Source organism: Sphaerochaeta sp. (genome assembly GCF_050256055.1).
Taxonomy (GTDB): Bacteria; Spirochaetota; Spirochaetia; order Sphaerochaetales; family Sphaerochaetaceae; genus Sphaerochaeta.
Genome location: NZ_JBFWIJ010000033.1, coordinates 15759 through 30431 on the forward strand (window position 1 = coordinate 15759; position 14673 = coordinate 30431).

At 51.7% G+C, this 14673-nt stretch carries 10 protein-coding genes; 3 read left to right on the plus strand and 7 right to left on the minus strand.

Features of this window, described 5'->3' with window-relative positions; genetic code table 11:
• Window positions 1–5: 5 nt before the first annotated feature.
• Window positions 6–2780 (plus strand): molybdopterin-dependent oxidoreductase, encoded by a 2775-nt coding sequence (locus tag AB7C91_RS11975; protein ID WP_428591749.1) that lies wholly within the window; start codon window positions 6–8, stop codon window positions 2778–2780.
• On the opposite strand, the gene AB7C91_RS11980 is transcribed toward AB7C91_RS11975, so the two are convergent.
• From AB7C91_RS11980 to AB7C91_RS11990, 3 genes are all read right to left on the minus strand, one after another.
• Window positions 2694–3074, minus strand: a complete 381-nt coding sequence (locus tag AB7C91_RS11980; RefSeq protein ID WP_332447143.1) for a YkvA family protein — start codon at window positions 3072–3074, stop codon at window positions 2694–2696. The genes AB7C91_RS11975 and AB7C91_RS11980 overlap by 87 nt on opposite strands.
• 14 nt (window positions 3075–3088) lie before the next feature.
• Window positions 3089–4447, minus strand: a complete 1359-nt coding sequence (locus AB7C91_RS11985; RefSeq protein ID WP_428591753.1) for an MATE family efflux transporter — start codon at window positions 4445–4447, stop codon at window positions 3089–3091.
• Between the two features lie 77 nt (window positions 4448–4524).
• Window positions 4525–5805 carry an MFS transporter gene (locus AB7C91_RS11990; protein ID WP_428591756.1) on the minus strand — a complete coding sequence of 427 codons (1281 nt, stop codon included), beginning with the start codon at window positions 5803–5805 and terminating at the stop codon, window positions 4525–4527.
• Window positions 5806–5954: 149 nt separating this feature from the next.
• Between AB7C91_RS11990 and AB7C91_RS11995 the strand changes: the two genes are divergently transcribed.
• A complete protein-coding gene (locus tag AB7C91_RS11995) occupies window positions 5955–7259 on the plus strand; it encodes an aspartate kinase (RefSeq protein WP_428591760.1) in 1305 nt (434 codons plus the stop codon).
• Window positions 7260–7462: 203 nt separating this feature from the next.
• On the plus strand, window positions 7463–7975 hold the full coding sequence (locus AB7C91_RS12000) for a DUF2179 domain-containing protein (protein WP_332447147.1): 513 nt from the start codon (window positions 7463–7465) through the stop codon (window positions 7973–7975).
• Window positions 7976–8020: 45 nt separating this feature from the next.
• Here the strand turns inward: AB7C91_RS12000 and AB7C91_RS12005 are convergent, their stop codons facing one another.
• From AB7C91_RS12005 to AB7C91_RS12020, 4 genes are all read right to left on the minus strand, one after another.
• Window positions 8021–9118 carry a sn-glycerol-3-phosphate ABC transporter ATP-binding protein UgpC gene (locus AB7C91_RS12005; RefSeq protein ID WP_332447148.1) on the minus strand — a complete coding sequence of 366 codons (1098 nt, stop codon included), beginning with the start codon at window positions 9116–9118 and terminating at the stop codon, window positions 8021–8023.
• A 120-nt stretch (window positions 9119–9238) separates the two neighbouring features.
• Window positions 9239–11041 carry a hypothetical protein gene (locus tag AB7C91_RS12010; RefSeq protein WP_428591764.1) on the minus strand — a complete coding sequence of 601 codons (1803 nt, stop codon included), beginning with the start codon at window positions 11039–11041 and terminating at the stop codon, window positions 9239–9241.
• Entirely contained in the window at window positions 11025–12638 is a 1614-nt protein-coding gene (locus AB7C91_RS12015) for a response regulator transcription factor (RefSeq protein ID WP_332447150.1), read from the minus strand. The genes AB7C91_RS12010 and AB7C91_RS12015 overlap by 17 nt, the downstream gene beginning before the upstream one ends.
• Window positions 12623–14398, minus strand: coding sequence for a sensor histidine kinase (locus AB7C91_RS12020; protein WP_332447151.1), 1776 nt, complete (start codon window positions 14396–14398; stop codon window positions 12623–12625). Before AB7C91_RS12020 ends, AB7C91_RS12015 begins: the two co-directional genes overlap by 16 nt.
• Between the last annotated feature and the right edge of the window lie 275 nt (window positions 14399–14673).

A 14673-nucleotide genomic window follows, 5' to 3' on the forward strand; every position in this document is an offset into this window, starting at 1 on the left:
CGCAAATGCAGAATGCAGTTGTTTCCTTTACCTTGAATGGAAAACCGGTAAATGCTGCCCTTGATGCTTCGGGGACGTTGCTCGTCTACCTGCGGGAAATCGCGGGTTTGATGGGCACGAAATCCGGTTGCCAAACCGGGCACTGTGGAGCCTGTACCGTCCTGCTCGATGGCAAGCCGACTCGTTCCTGTACCCTGCCGCTGGCAAAGGTGGAGGGAAAGCACGTCCTTACCATCGAGGGCCTTCAGGCATCGGGGGGGACCTTGCACCCCATAGCGCAGGCATTCCTGGATGCGGGGGCGGTGCAGTGCGGCTTTTGCACCCCGGCGATGATTCTCACCACCAAGGCATTGCTCGACAGTCGACCCCATCCATCCCGGATGCAGATCTTCCAGGCATTTTCCCATACTTACTGCCGTTGTACCGGGTATACGAAGATCATCAAGGCGGTGGAATTGGCTGGGGAACGTCTCGATCCCGGCTTTCCTGCGAATCTGGAAAATTTGGAGGAGAGCGTAATCATTCCACAAACTTTTGGCGATACTTCCCCCTCCTATGCCATGCTGGGCAAGCGCCAAGCCGATTGGGATGGGATACGGAAGGTTACCGGTCAACTTGGTTACGCCGATGATCTGCATATGCCGTCGATGCTTGTCGCTCGTCCTGTTTTCTCTGCCTATCCACATGCAACCATCGATGCACTCGATTATTCCCAGGCTCTGTGTGTTCCCGGAGTTCTTGCCGTCCTTACTGCCAAGGATGTACCGGGTGTTAATGGGTTTGGGATGGTTGAAGCCGATCAACCGGTACTCTGTGCAACAGAGGTCAGGTTCATTGGAGATGTGGTTGCGTTGGTTGTAGGGGAGAGTAGGGAAGCAGCAGAGCAGGGGGCGGGCAAGGTGAAGGTTTCCTATACACCGCTTGCCGGTATATTCTCCATCGATGGATCGGACGCAGAAAATCATATACTGAAGGAGATCAACCACGAAAAAGGTGACATCCAAACGGTACGAAAGCAGGATGGATTGCTGCATCTGAAGGGTCATTTTGAGACGACCTGGGTTGAGCATGCCTATTTGGAACCAGAGAGCGTACTCGCGTATCCTCAAAACGGGAAATTGGTGGTGAAGACTCCCACCCAAGCCCCCTTTGAATTACGGCGGCAGATTGCCGCTGTGTTGGCAAAACCCTTGGATTCGGTTCGCATCATCGTAACTCCGCTTGGCGGAGGTTTCGGGGGAAAGGGGGATGCAACCGTCCAGCCCTTGGCCGCCTTGGCAGCTGAGTTGCTGCAACAACCGGTCAAGATCACTCTCAGCCGTGCCGAGTCGTTGGTGATGAGCACCAAGAAACACCCATATCATATGGATTATTCGATTGGTCTCTCTCAAGACGGGAGGCTGGTCTATGTGGATGCAGATCTTCGTTCCGACGGCGGGGCGTATGCGAACCTGAGTCCGAGGGTCATCGATCAAAGCAGCATTTTCGCCGTAGGCCCCTACCGGGTGGATGCTGCACGGGTTCGAGGTCGATGCTTTAGGACCAACAATGTGCTTTCCAGCGCAATGCGCGGGTTCGGCATCAACCAAGTTTCCTTTGCCATGGAGGTGTTGCTGGACCAAGCCGCTGAGCAATTGGGTATGGATCCGTTTGAATTGCGGGAGAGAAATGCATTGGTAGTCGGCGATTCCACCTTCAGTGGCGAGACGTTGTTCGACAGTGTGGGCATGCTCGATACCATCAGGGTATGCCGATCCGAACTCAAGCGGGTGCTTGCCCGTCATGCCGGCCAGTATCCGAAACCCCACACCGTACTTGGCTACGGAATGGCTTCCTGTTTCAAGAATGTCGGGGCGGGAAAAGGCCGGGTGGACAATGCCGGAGCAACCATCACCCGAACTGAGGAAGGCAGGTATCTGCTCTCTGTTTCGGGGGTGGATATGGGGCAGGGTTTCCGTACCGCCATGGTACAGCTTGCATCACAGACACTGGGCGTCGACCCATCGTTGATCGAGGTCTCCAACGGCGATACCGATACGACTTCCCTCCACGGCAGCGCGGTCGGGGAACGCCAGACGTTGGTCAGCGGTATGGCGGTGGTCAAGGCTTGTGAAGTATTGATCGAGAAAATGATGGCTGAACCAACACAGCAGAGCCTCAGCGTGCATTACAACCATGAAGCACCGCGTACCTTCTCCCTCGGCGATGAACAGGGACGGCGAAGTGTAGTCCCGAATGCGTACAAGAATTATCCAGCGTACACCTATGCCACCCAAGCAGTGATCCTCGCGGTGGATACACAGACTGGAAAGGTGCAGATCCTCGATGTAATTGTGGCCAATGATGCCGGGAAGGTGTTGAACCCCACGGTTTTGGAAGGACAGATCGAGGGATGTTGCAGCATGGGCATCGGCTATGCCTTGTCCGAGCATTTTTCGGTAGAGGAAGGGCTTCCGACTACCAAACATTTTGGGGCTCTCGGACTTCCCCGGATGGAAAGTACCCCTTTTTATCACATCAGTTTGATCGAAGATCCGGAACCGGGTGGGCCCTATGGGGCGAAAGGAATTTCGGAAGTGGGAACGGTACCCATGACGGCGGCGATCATCAATGCATTATACCAAGCCGTCGGGGTTCGATTCACCTCGCTTCCCGTCAGATCCCAGGATATCCTGGATGCATTGCAAGGGAAATCATCGGAAGATCGCCCGCACGAGTACGTAGCATACCACAACCCAAATCCCGATGAAGAGGACAGCGAACGTCCAATTCTTCCCTAGGGAAATCGGCTCTTGCTCCGCTTTCTTCTGAGCATCCTGAAAGACCGGGGCAGGGATGAGCCTGATGGCAAGGGCAATGAGGGCGGGAAGGATGATCAGATCATCAAGATAGCCGAGGACGGGGATGAAATCGGGGATGAGATCGATCGGACTGAGTGCATACAGCAGGGCAATGCCCATGATGAGCTTGGCCAGTATTCCGACTCGCTCATCCTTGGATGCATAGTAGACTGCGCTCAGTTGTTTTTTCAGCTCCCGTGCCCGCTTCTGCAGCATCACTTTAAACGTTGCCATGGTTGGAGTATATCCTATGCCGTCCTGAGAGTCTTGATCCTTCGTATATACACCCGCCTGAAAAAATAGATCGTCAAGGCAAGTGACGAAGTTTCAGCGATGATGAACGAATACCACAAGGCGTCAAGTCCGACGAACCGTCCCAGCAGGTACGCTGCCGGGAGCAGAAAAATCATCTGTCGGGTTATGGAGATGATCATGGAAATGTAGCCGTCTCCGGTTCCTTGGAACAAGGCTCCCAGAACGATGCAGAACCCTGCGGAAATGAAGCAGAGGCTGATGCGCTGCATGGCCACCGTCCCGATTGCCATCATCGCTTCATCGGCGTTGAACCAACCAAGCAATACCTGGGGGAAGAAGGTGAACACGAGAAAGCCGAGGCTCATGATGAGCAAGGATACGATGATGCCCACTTTGATCGCTTGGATGATGCGCTCAGGTTTTCTTGCTCCGTAGTTGTATCCGATGACCGGAATCATGCCACTGTTCAGGCCGAAGATCGGCATGAAGATGAAGGATTGCAACCGGAAGTAGATGCCGAATACAGCGACTGCCGCCGTACCGAAACCAATGAGGATCTTGTTCAGGCTGGTGGTCAGGATGGTTCCGATCGCCTGCATGATGATTGCAGGAAGTCCTACGGCATAAATGTCACGGACCGTTTGCTTTTCCAGACGGAAGGAGGCGCGGGTGAGCCGGACTTCCTTGTTTTTCCTAAGATAGTGTACGGCCAGCGCCGCCGATACATGCTGGGCGAATACTGTGGCGATGGCTGCACCCAACACCCCGAGTCGGGGGAATCCGAACAAGCCGAAGATGAGAATCGGGTCGAGGATGATGTTCACGATCGCCCCGGTACTCTGGATGATCATGGGGTGGAACGTATCTCCCGTCCCTTGCAGGATTCGCTCACAGGTAATGTCTATGAAAATTCCCAGGGAGAAGAAGAGGCAGATACCGATGTATTGGCTTCCCATGGCAATCAAATTTGGGTCTTCACTGAAAAACCCTATGAATGTTCTTGAGAACAACAAGCCGAGCAAAGCAAAGCCTGCCCAGCTGATCAGCGCCAAGCTTAGTCCATTCCCGGCTGCCTTGTTTGCCGAAGTACTGTCCTTCGCCCCTAATTTTCTGGATAACAGGGAGTTTACTCCTATAGAGGTACCCAAGCTGACCGAAATCAATAAATTCTGGAGGGGGAACGAGAGGGAGACCGCTGTCAAGGCAGTCTGTCCGTAATGGGAAACGAACAGGCTGTCGACAATATTATAAAGAGCCTGCACCAACATGCTGAGCATGATGGGGAAGGACATGGACAGGACAAGGGAAGGGACCGGTTTGACCCCCATTTTGTTTTCTTGCAACGCTTGCATGGAACTTCCTTTGAGACAGGAGTCTCAGAGGCACAGTAATAGCATACGATATCGACTGTGTAAAGCCTTGGGGCTCCCTAGGATTCCTGGAGGAAAGCACCAACCTCGCGTTGCCCCTGATTTTCATCAACTTTTCTGAGCAACAGGAAACCGAGAGCGAAGAGTAATACCAAGCTGACGATTCCGTTTCGCACATTTCCGGTAAGCAGGGTGACAAGACCCATCAATACCGGTCCGATGATGGTTGCGAATTTCCCGAGCATGTTGAAAAAACCGAAGAATTCGGCCGAGCGTTCCTTCGGGATGAGCCGGGTGTAATAGGAACGTGAAAGTGCCTGTATGCCTCCCTGGAAAAGCCCGATGATGATGGCAAGCAGATAGAAGTGCAGCGGTTTGGTCATGAAATAACCCAGGATGGCGATGACGGTATAGGCAGCGATGGCAACCTGCAATGCCTGTTTGACGCCCCATCGCTGTCCGAGTTTGGCATAGACCAAGGCGGCAGGGAAAGCAACGAATTGGGTAATGAGCAGTGCAATGATCAAGGACTCACTGGGGAAGTGGAGACTGGTCCCATAGTTGACCGCCATGCGGATGATGGTATCCACCCCGTCGATATACAGCCAATAGGCGATCAGGAACGTACCGATGGTTTTCAATTGTCGGAAACTTTTGATTGTGCTGATGGTGATTACAAGCCCCTTGTGCACCGCCTGCGTCATACGCATCGACTGTTTTTGCTTATCCTCGTGTACAAAAAACAGAAGAGGAAGAGTGAATACGACCCACCAGATGCCGACGATGACAAAGCTGATCTTGATCGCCTGTTGTTGATCGGCAATGCCGAACCAAGCGGGGTTGAGGTACATCAACACATTGACCAGGAACAACAGACCGCCTCCGATGTAGCCCAGGCTGTATCCGAGGGAGGAGACGAAATCGACTTTCCGTTCGGATGCCACGAAGGGAAGCAATGCATCATAGAACGTATTTGCGCCACTGAATCCCACCACCCCCAGGGAGTAGAACAAAACAGCCATCGGCCAGTTGCCCAACTGCAGCACGTACAGACTGGCAGTCATGACGGAACCAAGCAAGGCGAAAAAGGCAAGCAGGCGTTTCTTATAACTGCCCCAGTCGGCGATCGCTCCCAAAAACGGTGCCATGACGGCGACGATCGCTGATCCCAAGGAGTTGGCGAATCCCAGATAGAAGGTCCCTTGTTCAGCACTTGCCCCTACCGCCCAGTAGGTGCTGAAGAATACCGGGAAGAACCCCGCCATGACCGTAGTTGCAAATGCACTGTTCGCCCAGTCATACAATGCCCACGCATAGATGGAACGTCTTGAGTCCTGCATGTTTTTCCTCTTGTAGGTAGAGTATCAGTGAATGATTGTTCTGTCATGCATTTTCCTATATACACGTCTTGCCGGGTTCTCTTGCACAACGTGCTATCCTTCAATACAATACGCTCAAGATATCTTGTAGAGATGGGAGGATTGTCCTCATGATCGTGTGTAAATTCGGCGGAAGTTCGGTTGCTGATGCCAAGCAAATACAAAAAGTCAAATCCATTGTTGATGCACAGGTGCAACGACAGATCGTAATTGTTTCCGCACCGGGCAAGCGTAGCAAGGATGACGAGAAAGTAACCGACATGCTGTACGCCTGCAATGCTTTGGTGCAGCAAGGCCAATCCTGTCGCGAACTCTTCAAGAAAGTCGCCCAGCGATATACCAACATCCTTGTCGACCTGGGTATGGACCAGAAGTCGTTCCTTCCGGTATTGGAAGAGGTCAGACAGATGATTGATGCCGGTCATGGAGCTGAGTATGCAGCCAGCCGGGGGGAATATCTTTCTGCACGATTGGTTGCAGCGTATTTCGGTTGGAACTTTCTCGATACCGATCCTTTGATCGTCATCAAGGATGATGGAACGGTCCATGACCAAACCTACGAGAATCTGAAGAAAGCCTTGCACAAGGGAAAGAAGTATATCGTCCCTGGATTCTATGGATGCAATACCGAAGGGAAAGTAAAAACCTTCAGCCGTGGCGGCTCGGATATCACCGGAGCCATCATGGCCCGTGCCTGCGATGCCGATATCTATGAAAACTGGACGGATGTCTCGGGTGTGTTTTCCGTAGATCCACGTCTGGTTGAGGATGCGAAGGTCATCAAGACCATGACCTATCGGGAAGTTCGCGAGCTCGCCGGAGTAGGGGCCGGAGTGTTCCACGAGGAGGCCATCGCTCCGGTCATTGCAAGCAGGATCCCCATCAATGTAAAGAATACCAACGCTCCGATGGATGCGGGGACGATGATTGTGACCGATCGTCCGGTGAACGGACAACCGCTTGCAGGCGTGTCTGCCAAGAAGGGATACAGCCGCCTGACGCTCAGAAAGTTGATGTTGTTCAAGGGGACCGGGATTCGTCATGCTTTGTTGACCATGTTGCATATCTTTGGGGTCCGTCCTGCATTCTCCCTGTTCGGCGTTGATTCCATCGTGTGGTTTTTTGAAACCAGCCAGGCGAGTGAAAGCGTGTTGAACGCCATGTGTGTCAGGATCAAGAGTGAGTTCTCCCTTGATTCCATCGAGGTGGATCATGGGCATGCCGTTGTCGGCATTGTTGGAGTCGGCGTCATGCAGGAGCCTGATCTGATCGCCAAGAGCACTTCTGCCTTGGCCAAGGACGGGATCAAACTGAATTTCTTCAATTACGGTTCTTCCGATACTTCCATTCTCTTGGGAGTCGATGCCGAGCAAGCCCAGGATGCGGTAAAGAGTTTGTACCACGCCCTGTTCTAGGTTGTCGGAATTTTGATGGAGCCCTTCCTTGCGAAGGGCTTTTTATCGTATGCCGTTTTCGTCTCAAAAATTTTGCATACCGTTTACATAATTCCGAAATAGGAATAAAATCAAGAATATTGATATGGCTTGCTTCTTTTTTGTTTCTCGCATATGGTAGCCATGGATGGTTCATCCAAATTTCATAACACATTGAGGGTATCGTGGTGCTTGCCTCCGACACGCTTTGGCTGGCCTTGGTCATATTCATTGCCAGGGTATTCGATGTCTCGCTGGGGACGTTGCGTCATGCATTGATTATTCGTCAGAAACGGTTGCTTGCCTTTTGCATAGCATTCCTTGAATCCATGATTTGGGTGTTTGCCGTTTCGAAGGTGCTCAATGATCTTTCCGATCCCCTGACCGCATTCTCCTTCGCATTGGGATTTGCCACGGGAACGTTCGTCGGCATGACCTTGGAAAATGTACTCAAAATTGGTGATCAGGTGGTGAAGGTGTTTACCCTTCAAGGAGAAGCAGTTGCTGCCGCCTTGCGCAATGCAGGGTTCCGGGTAACCGAATTCTCCGGCAAAGGAAGGGACGGGGTTGTGGTGCTGCTGTTCGTACAGGTACGGCGGCGTGAAGTCAGAACCGTCCTGAAGGAATCGCGTATGCTCGATCCGAATTGTTATTTGGTGGTTGAGGACATCCGTTGGCGGGAGCACGCAATCGTATAAAAAAACCGGCCCAAATCGGGCCGGTTGGAATTACGCTTAATGCGATCAGCCTTTGATGACCTGTTCGGTCTCAAGGTCGAAGAACTTTGCTTTTGCCATATCGGGGACCAAGGAAATCTTGGTATCCGGAGCGGGGACCAGGCTGGGTTCGATCTTGCCGATGACCTGGCTCTTGGTGGTTGCCACATACACGTGGGTCTCACTACCAAGTGGTTCTACGACACTGACCGTACCGTTGATGGTTTCTCCAGCCTTTTCGGCATTGGCGAATGTTACATCTTCCGGGCGGATACCGAAAGTCACCGACTTGCCGACATACGGGGTCAGGAACTTCTTCTGCTCGGCGGTAACCTTCAGGCGGAAGGAACCTTCGTTGACGTAGATGTCTGAGCCATCAGCCTCAACGGTGGTTTCGAGGAAGTTCATCGGAGGAGAACCGATGAATCCAGCGACAAACTTGTTCTGCGGATTGTTGTACAGGTCAAGCGGTCCACCGATCTGTTGGATGACGCCGAACTTCATGACGACGATCACATCAGCCATGGTCAACGCCTCGACCTGGTCGTGGGTGACGTAGATCATCGTAGCCTTGAGGCGGTTGTGCAGGGAGGAAATCTCTGCGCGCATCTGAACACGAAGTTTTGCATCAAGGTTGGACAGCGGTTCGTCAAAAAGGAATACCTTGGGTTTGCGAACGATGGCACGACCTACGGCAACACGTTGTCTCTGTCCACCGGAAAGAGCCTTGGGCTTTCTGTCCAGCAGTTCCTCGATCTCGAGGATCTTGGCAGCTTCGCGTACGCGCTGGTCAATCTCTTCCTTGGGGAATTTGCGGATTTTCAGACCGAATGCCATGTTATCATACACGGTCATGTGGGGATACAGTGCATAGTTCTGGAATACCATGGCGATATCTCTGTCTTTCGGGGGAACGTCGTTTACGAGGTTTCCATCGATGTAGAGTTCGCCGCTGGTGATGTCTTCCAAACCAGCTACCATGCGGAGTGTCGTGGATTTACCACAACCGGAAGGTCCGACGAGGACGATGAATTGTCTGTCCTTGATGTCAATGTTGACATTGTCGACGGCCTTTACTCCACCTTCGTACACTTTGCAAATGTTTTTGAGTTGTACAGTGGCCATAATGCCTCCAATTTATTTTATCTACCGTTTACTGTAACCCAGTGGGAGTCTGCTGTCAAACAAAAAAAGAAAAGGATTGTTTTGGGAATTACTAACTGATTTATATAAAAAGAGATAGCATTACTGGATCGTAAACGACAATTCTTTTTCATACGAAATGAGGATACGGTACAGACAGGTCGGCCAGGCTTCTCTGAGCCTGGTGTCGGTAATGGGTATCGATTCAACCGCAACAGAAAACGACTCGGCTTGCAGTCTCAGTTCAGCTTTGCCTTCCAGGTTGATGATTGCCCCCTCAACGGTGGGCGTAAGATAGACCATCAGCGAGAGGATCGGATGCACCGGGCCCGCAACCGTTTCCGTGATGACGATGTTCCCACCCTTGTGATGGGTGACCGTCCGCACGTAGCTTTCCAAACCGAGATCATTAGGGTACGTGTGCTCAAGTGCCAGTCTGATGGATGCAGTCCTTTCATCACGTGCCATAGAGAGAATTTCGCTTTTGAATTGCACACCTGCCTGTTGTTCAAAAGGCGGGAAATTGGTTAGGTTGTGATAGAGCGAGCGCATGGTCCAGATAGCATAGCGATCCTGGGAAAAGGTTTGCTTGGTATAGGTTCCCACCCCCACATCGAGGAGAAGGGGAAAACCGCTCTTATACACGGTGATGCTTCCCGTATCGTTGTGGTTGTGGCTGTCGTTGTTTCCCCCTGCTTTCACGCCAAGAGCGAACGTCCGGTCGCGGGAAATGAAAATACCCACACTTGGGTAGTATATGTCCTGAGGTTGCAAGAATAGGGTGTCGGCATCCAAGCGGTGGAGATGCTTCACTTCGAGCAGGCGGTAGGTCAGGTTGATCTCGTCAGGCAGAGAGCGTTCCGATAGTGGCCGCATTCTTGCCGAGGCGACCGTGAATTGCATCAGTTGTGCATCCCCGACGGCCTCGGCAAACAAATACTCGCGAGCGGTACACTGACCCGGCATGGGTGAACAATCTGCAAAATTGAAATAGTACGGCCCTTGCGCATGCATATGGCGGATGAATGCAGCCATGTTCCGGATCTTTGGCTCGGAAAAGACCGGTAGGAAGACGTTTCCTGATACAGTATTCAGAAGTGCCAGAGCCCCGTACAGGCAAAGCCCTGCATGGCGGAAATACTGGGCTCCTTCACTGCAGCAGCCATCCTCCCCGTAGTCCTTGAGAAAGCAATCAAGGCTGGCCAAGGCCTTGATGACGGCACTGTACCTGAAGGATTGGCTGGTGGGTAACAGAAATGTTGAAAGCAACACATTCTGGGTGCACCAAGTCGTCCAGTTGTTCATCGGTTCCTCTCTGTTTCCCATCCACCAGAAATGCTGTGAAAGATAGGGGGAAAACACCCGCTTCTGTACCTCGTCGATAATCCTTCTGGCAATGTTCGGGCTGATCGAATCCAGCTCTGATGCAAGCAGTGCATGCACTTGGGAGAGGGTGGCTGCCGTTTCCGCACTGAACAGATCGATGATCGGGCGGGACGCGTCTGCGAAGGGGAGCTGCTCGGCATCCCTGCTATAACTGTTATGGGCAGGAAGGCACCAAGTTGTCTCTTCACAGATTGCAAAAATGTAATCGATCACCGGCGAAAGATATGTCTGATTTCCTGTCAGGCAATAAGCCAGCGTCAAGGTTCCCAATGCTTTCCTGCGCTGGAAATAGGGTATTTCGTATGTCTTCCTGTCCCCGGTTTGCGAGAATAAGCGATAGGTGCTTGCGTTCAGGAGCGGGATATCCTGTCCGATGATCTGTTGTGCCTTTTCGAGCAGGAATGGCACATATGCACCATCCATCTTCTGCCAAAAGGTTCTATCGGCAGCGGGGGGGACACTCTGGTATGTGGTGAAAAGGCCAGGAAGCCGGTCTTTGTACTCACTGAGGTTTTTCATTCGGTTGCGTCCTCTGCAGATGCTGCAGGTATTGGCGAGGGGAAATGCCTTCCACCTTCTTGAACACCTTGCTGAAATAGAAGGAACTTTCGAATCCTAGTTGGTCGGCAATTTCATAGATCCTGGAATCAGTCTTCGCCATCAGGTCCTTTGCCGCCTCAATCTTGGTTTTGGTAATGTATTCAACGAAACTGCAGCCGCTGTATTTCGAAAAGAGACTGCTCAGATAGTTTTGGCTGAAGCCGAACAACAAGGCGACCTCGTTGAGATTGAGTTTGCGATTGAGGTTTTCCTGAATATACTGCTGGATATTGGTTACCACCTTTGCCCGGTAGTCCTGCTTGCGTGCATGCAACTGTTCACATAACCCCTCAGCCAGTCGTTGGAGATACAATCGGCATTGCTCGGTCGTTGTGTAGGTATAGATCTGGCGGTAATTGCCCCGCTCCTGTTCAAAAATCCCGTTGACCAGATGCTGGCCGTCCGGCAACAGACTGATTGCCATGGAGAGGATGGTGCTGGAAGCTTCCACCGCTTGGAGTGCACTGATGTTCTGGGTCGAAAATTGCTGGGCTATGTCATTGATGATCTTGGCAAGTTCAGGTACATCCAGCTCCTCGAAGGAACGGGTGAGTCGGGTTTTGAACGGTGCCAAGTTGAAACTGGTCTCCATTGATGCACTCGGCTCCGCAAACACTATCCTCAGATTGTCGCTGAGCACGGGAAGCAGTTGACGGGCGGAGAGAAACGCTTCAGCCAAATGAAATGGCTCTTGGACGGCGAGTCCGATGCAGAAACCGAGATGGACGGAAAAGTAATTGTAGATGACCTGTATGGTTTTCTCCAGCACCTGCCTGAGGATGGTGCGAACATGTTGGCATTGACTCTCGGTCAGGCAGAAGGTGATCGCCGCATGGTGGAGATCGAGACTGGTCAGGTAACATTGCAGGTATTTGGAGATGGTTTCCTTGATCATCCCCATCGTGCTGTAATATACACCGACTTCCGTGTCTTCCTGATCCGTTTGGATTTCCAGATAACAGACAATATACCAAGGACTGGTGAAAGCCAGCTGCAGTTCCTTGCGCTGTGCCTCGAACGATTGCCTGGAATCGATCAGGCCGTTGAACAGTCGTACGAAAAACTTGTCACGGAAGGCTTGCATCGGACTTCGTTCATACACCAGCATGGATGGGTTTTCCTCCGCCTTCACGGTATGCAGCAATGCAAGCGCTTTAGTGACGGAGGCTTTCAGACTTTGCGCGGTCAACTCCAGTTTCACCAGATAATCGACGGCTTGCAGCAGCAGTGCTTCCTTGACGAAGCTGAATTCCTCATAACTGGTCAAGAGGATGAACAGGGGGAGCCGGCCGTAGGTGACCGAGGTTTCCTTCATTACTTCCAATCCGCTTTTAATCGGCATTTTGATGTCGGTAATGACCAGATCGGGCCGTTCTTTCTCAATGGCATCCTGTAATTGTCTGCCGTTGCGCGCCACAGCGACAATCTCAATGCCAAGCTCCGCCCACCCGATCATCGACTGCAATCCAACCAATACCAAAGGTTCATCATCCGCAATGATCAGTTTCGTTGCCATGATTTCCCCTCCTTCGTCCGTTTCGGCAGTCTGATGCTCGCCTTGGTATAGGAACCCACCTTGCTTTCGAGACTCAACGTGTACGAGGGGCCGAATGTATGCTCAAGGCGTTTATTCACATTGCGGATTCCGATCTCCCGGAACATGCCTTTGGAGGGATTGGTGTCGGAGGCCAGCACATTGCCAAGTGTATGCTCATCCATGCCCACTCCGTCATCGGTGATGGTCAACGTCACTGTCTGCTCGTCGGATTCAAAGGCCTCAAGCGTAACCGTCCCCGCCCCGCCTTTTGGTTCGATGCCATGGAAAATGGCATTTTCCACCAATGGTTGGAGGGTGAAGCGGGGGATGCCGATGGCGCAGTATGCTGCTTCAATTTTGTTGCACAAGACAAGTGTACCCCCGTATCGGTACTTCTGGATGATGAAATAGTCGTTGAGCAGATTCAATTCCTCTTCCAGGCTGATGACCGGTTCATCCGCTTTGCTGATGTTCTTGAGTAGGCGAGAGAGACTGGTGGTCATCTCCGCGATGCCCGGTGCGTTCTGCAAGGTGGCCATCCATTTGATTGAGTTGAGGGTGTTGTATAAAAAATGCGGATTAATCTGGCTTTGGAGCATACGGTACTCCAGATCCTGCTTTTTCTTTTCATCGGCAATCCTGCGTTCTAGCAAGGAATCGAGCCTTCCTGCGAGGTTGTTGATTCCTTTGCCGATATCACCGAATTCATCGTCCCATTCGATGGAAGGGTCGAATGAGAAATCACTGAGCGCTATGGCATTCATCTTGTCCTGGATTTTTATGATGGGTTTGTTAAACAGCCGGTTCAGCAACAGCGTAAGCAATGAGCCGAATAGAAGAACTGCAACCAAAATGATGATTAGCAATGAGATATAAAGGTTTCTCTCTAATCGGATCTTCCCCGGAGGCAGGGTCTGCGAGAGCGAGATATCTGCAAAGCCGGTTGGGCAGGTCACCAGCCGAAGGTTGTCCTTGCCGATTCGGATGGTACTGACGTTGGTTTGTTTTTCCGTATTCCTCTCCTCGTTCTTTAGGGAAGGTGGGGTAGGAACATAGATGAAGGTTCCCGATTGGATCCGGTACATACGATCGGCGATGGAAAGATAGAGCGAAGAACCTTCGGGGAGGGTATAGTCCTTGATCAAGTCGAGGATCAAAGCGGAAGAAACGGCTAGATAGAGCTGGCCGGTGACTTCCGTGGATGATGAACGAGTGATCACCCGTCTGATGGGCAGAATCTGCTGGTCGCGAAGCAGGAAGGGATCGAAGTCAATGGGATTCCATCCTTCATTCTGTCGGAATGCAAGAGGAAGCACTTTCCCGACATTTGAGGTGGTGACTGGTTTGCTGTCACTCATGGACAAACCGGTATGCAGCAATTTTGTGTGATTGATGTCGGTGATGATGATTCTGTTCACATATGCCTGGGCAAGGTTGTTCATCACTTCTTCCTTCACCCTGTCATAGGTGGTCAAGGCGATTTGGGTGCCGCTTTGTTCCAGATAGGCGGCTACCTGGGTGTTGGTGGTGCACCATTTGACCAAGGAGTCAAGGGCTACCATATGCTCCCTCGCCTTTGCCCCGATGAACTGCAGATTGAATTCGGTGGAGGATATCTGGCTTTGTATGGCGAAGGAACGAAAGAGGAAAAAACTGAATGTTGCCACCAGTATGGCAACCAGAAGTGTGAATACTACCGTGATCGTGGTGATTTTTCCCTTCAGGGTATGTAGTCGCATCAGCTCCTCCCAGACGAAAGTATGGAGGCAGTTTTGTTGATTTCGCAACCAGAAAACGGTAGTAACACCCTAAGTTCGGAAAAAACTGCAACTTCGTGGAAAAAAGTGCAAGAATAAAGAAACGTTCGGATAATAATCAATGTTTTGCGCAACGAAGTGCATGGATTTGCCTTCAGCTCGGCCGTACCCTTACAAGCAGAAAGGGGCCATGCCCCTCAAAAGGAGGATTTTGCATGAAAAAAGTGGTATTGGTGATGGTGATGGTCTGCTTGGTG

Coding starts and splice junctions, on each gene's coding strand:
- AB7C91_RS11995 (WP_428591760.1), top strand. CDS start 5,955: ATGATCGTGTGTAAATTCGGCGGAAGTTCGGTTGCTGATGCCAAGCAA.
- AB7C91_RS12005 (WP_332447148.1), bottom strand. CDS start 9,118: ATGGCCACTGTACAACTCAAAAACATTTGCAAAGTGTACGAAGGTGGA.
- AB7C91_RS11985 (WP_428591753.1), bottom strand. CDS start 4,447: ATGCAAGCGTTGCAAGAAAACAAAATGGGGGTCAAACCGGTCCCTTCC.
- AB7C91_RS11975 (WP_428591749.1), top strand. CDS start 6: ATGCAGAATGCAGTTGTTTCCTTTACCTTGAATGGAAAACCGGTAAAT.
- AB7C91_RS12010 (WP_428591764.1), bottom strand. CDS start 11,041: ATGAAAAACCTCAGTGAGTACAAAGACCGGCTTCCTGGCCTTTTCACC.
- AB7C91_RS11980 (WP_332447143.1), bottom strand. CDS start 3,074: ATGGCAACGTTTAAAGTGATGCTGCAGAAGCGGGCACGGGAGCTGAAA.
- AB7C91_RS12015 (WP_332447150.1), bottom strand. CDS start 12,638: ATGGCAACGAAACTGATCATTGCGGATGATGAACCTTTGGTATTGGTT.
- AB7C91_RS12020 (WP_332447151.1), bottom strand. CDS start 14,398: ATGCGACTACATACCCTGAAGGGAAAAATCACCACGATCACGGTAGTA.
- AB7C91_RS11990 (WP_428591756.1), bottom strand. CDS start 5,805: ATGCAGGACTCAAGACGTTCCATCTATGCGTGGGCATTGTATGACTGG.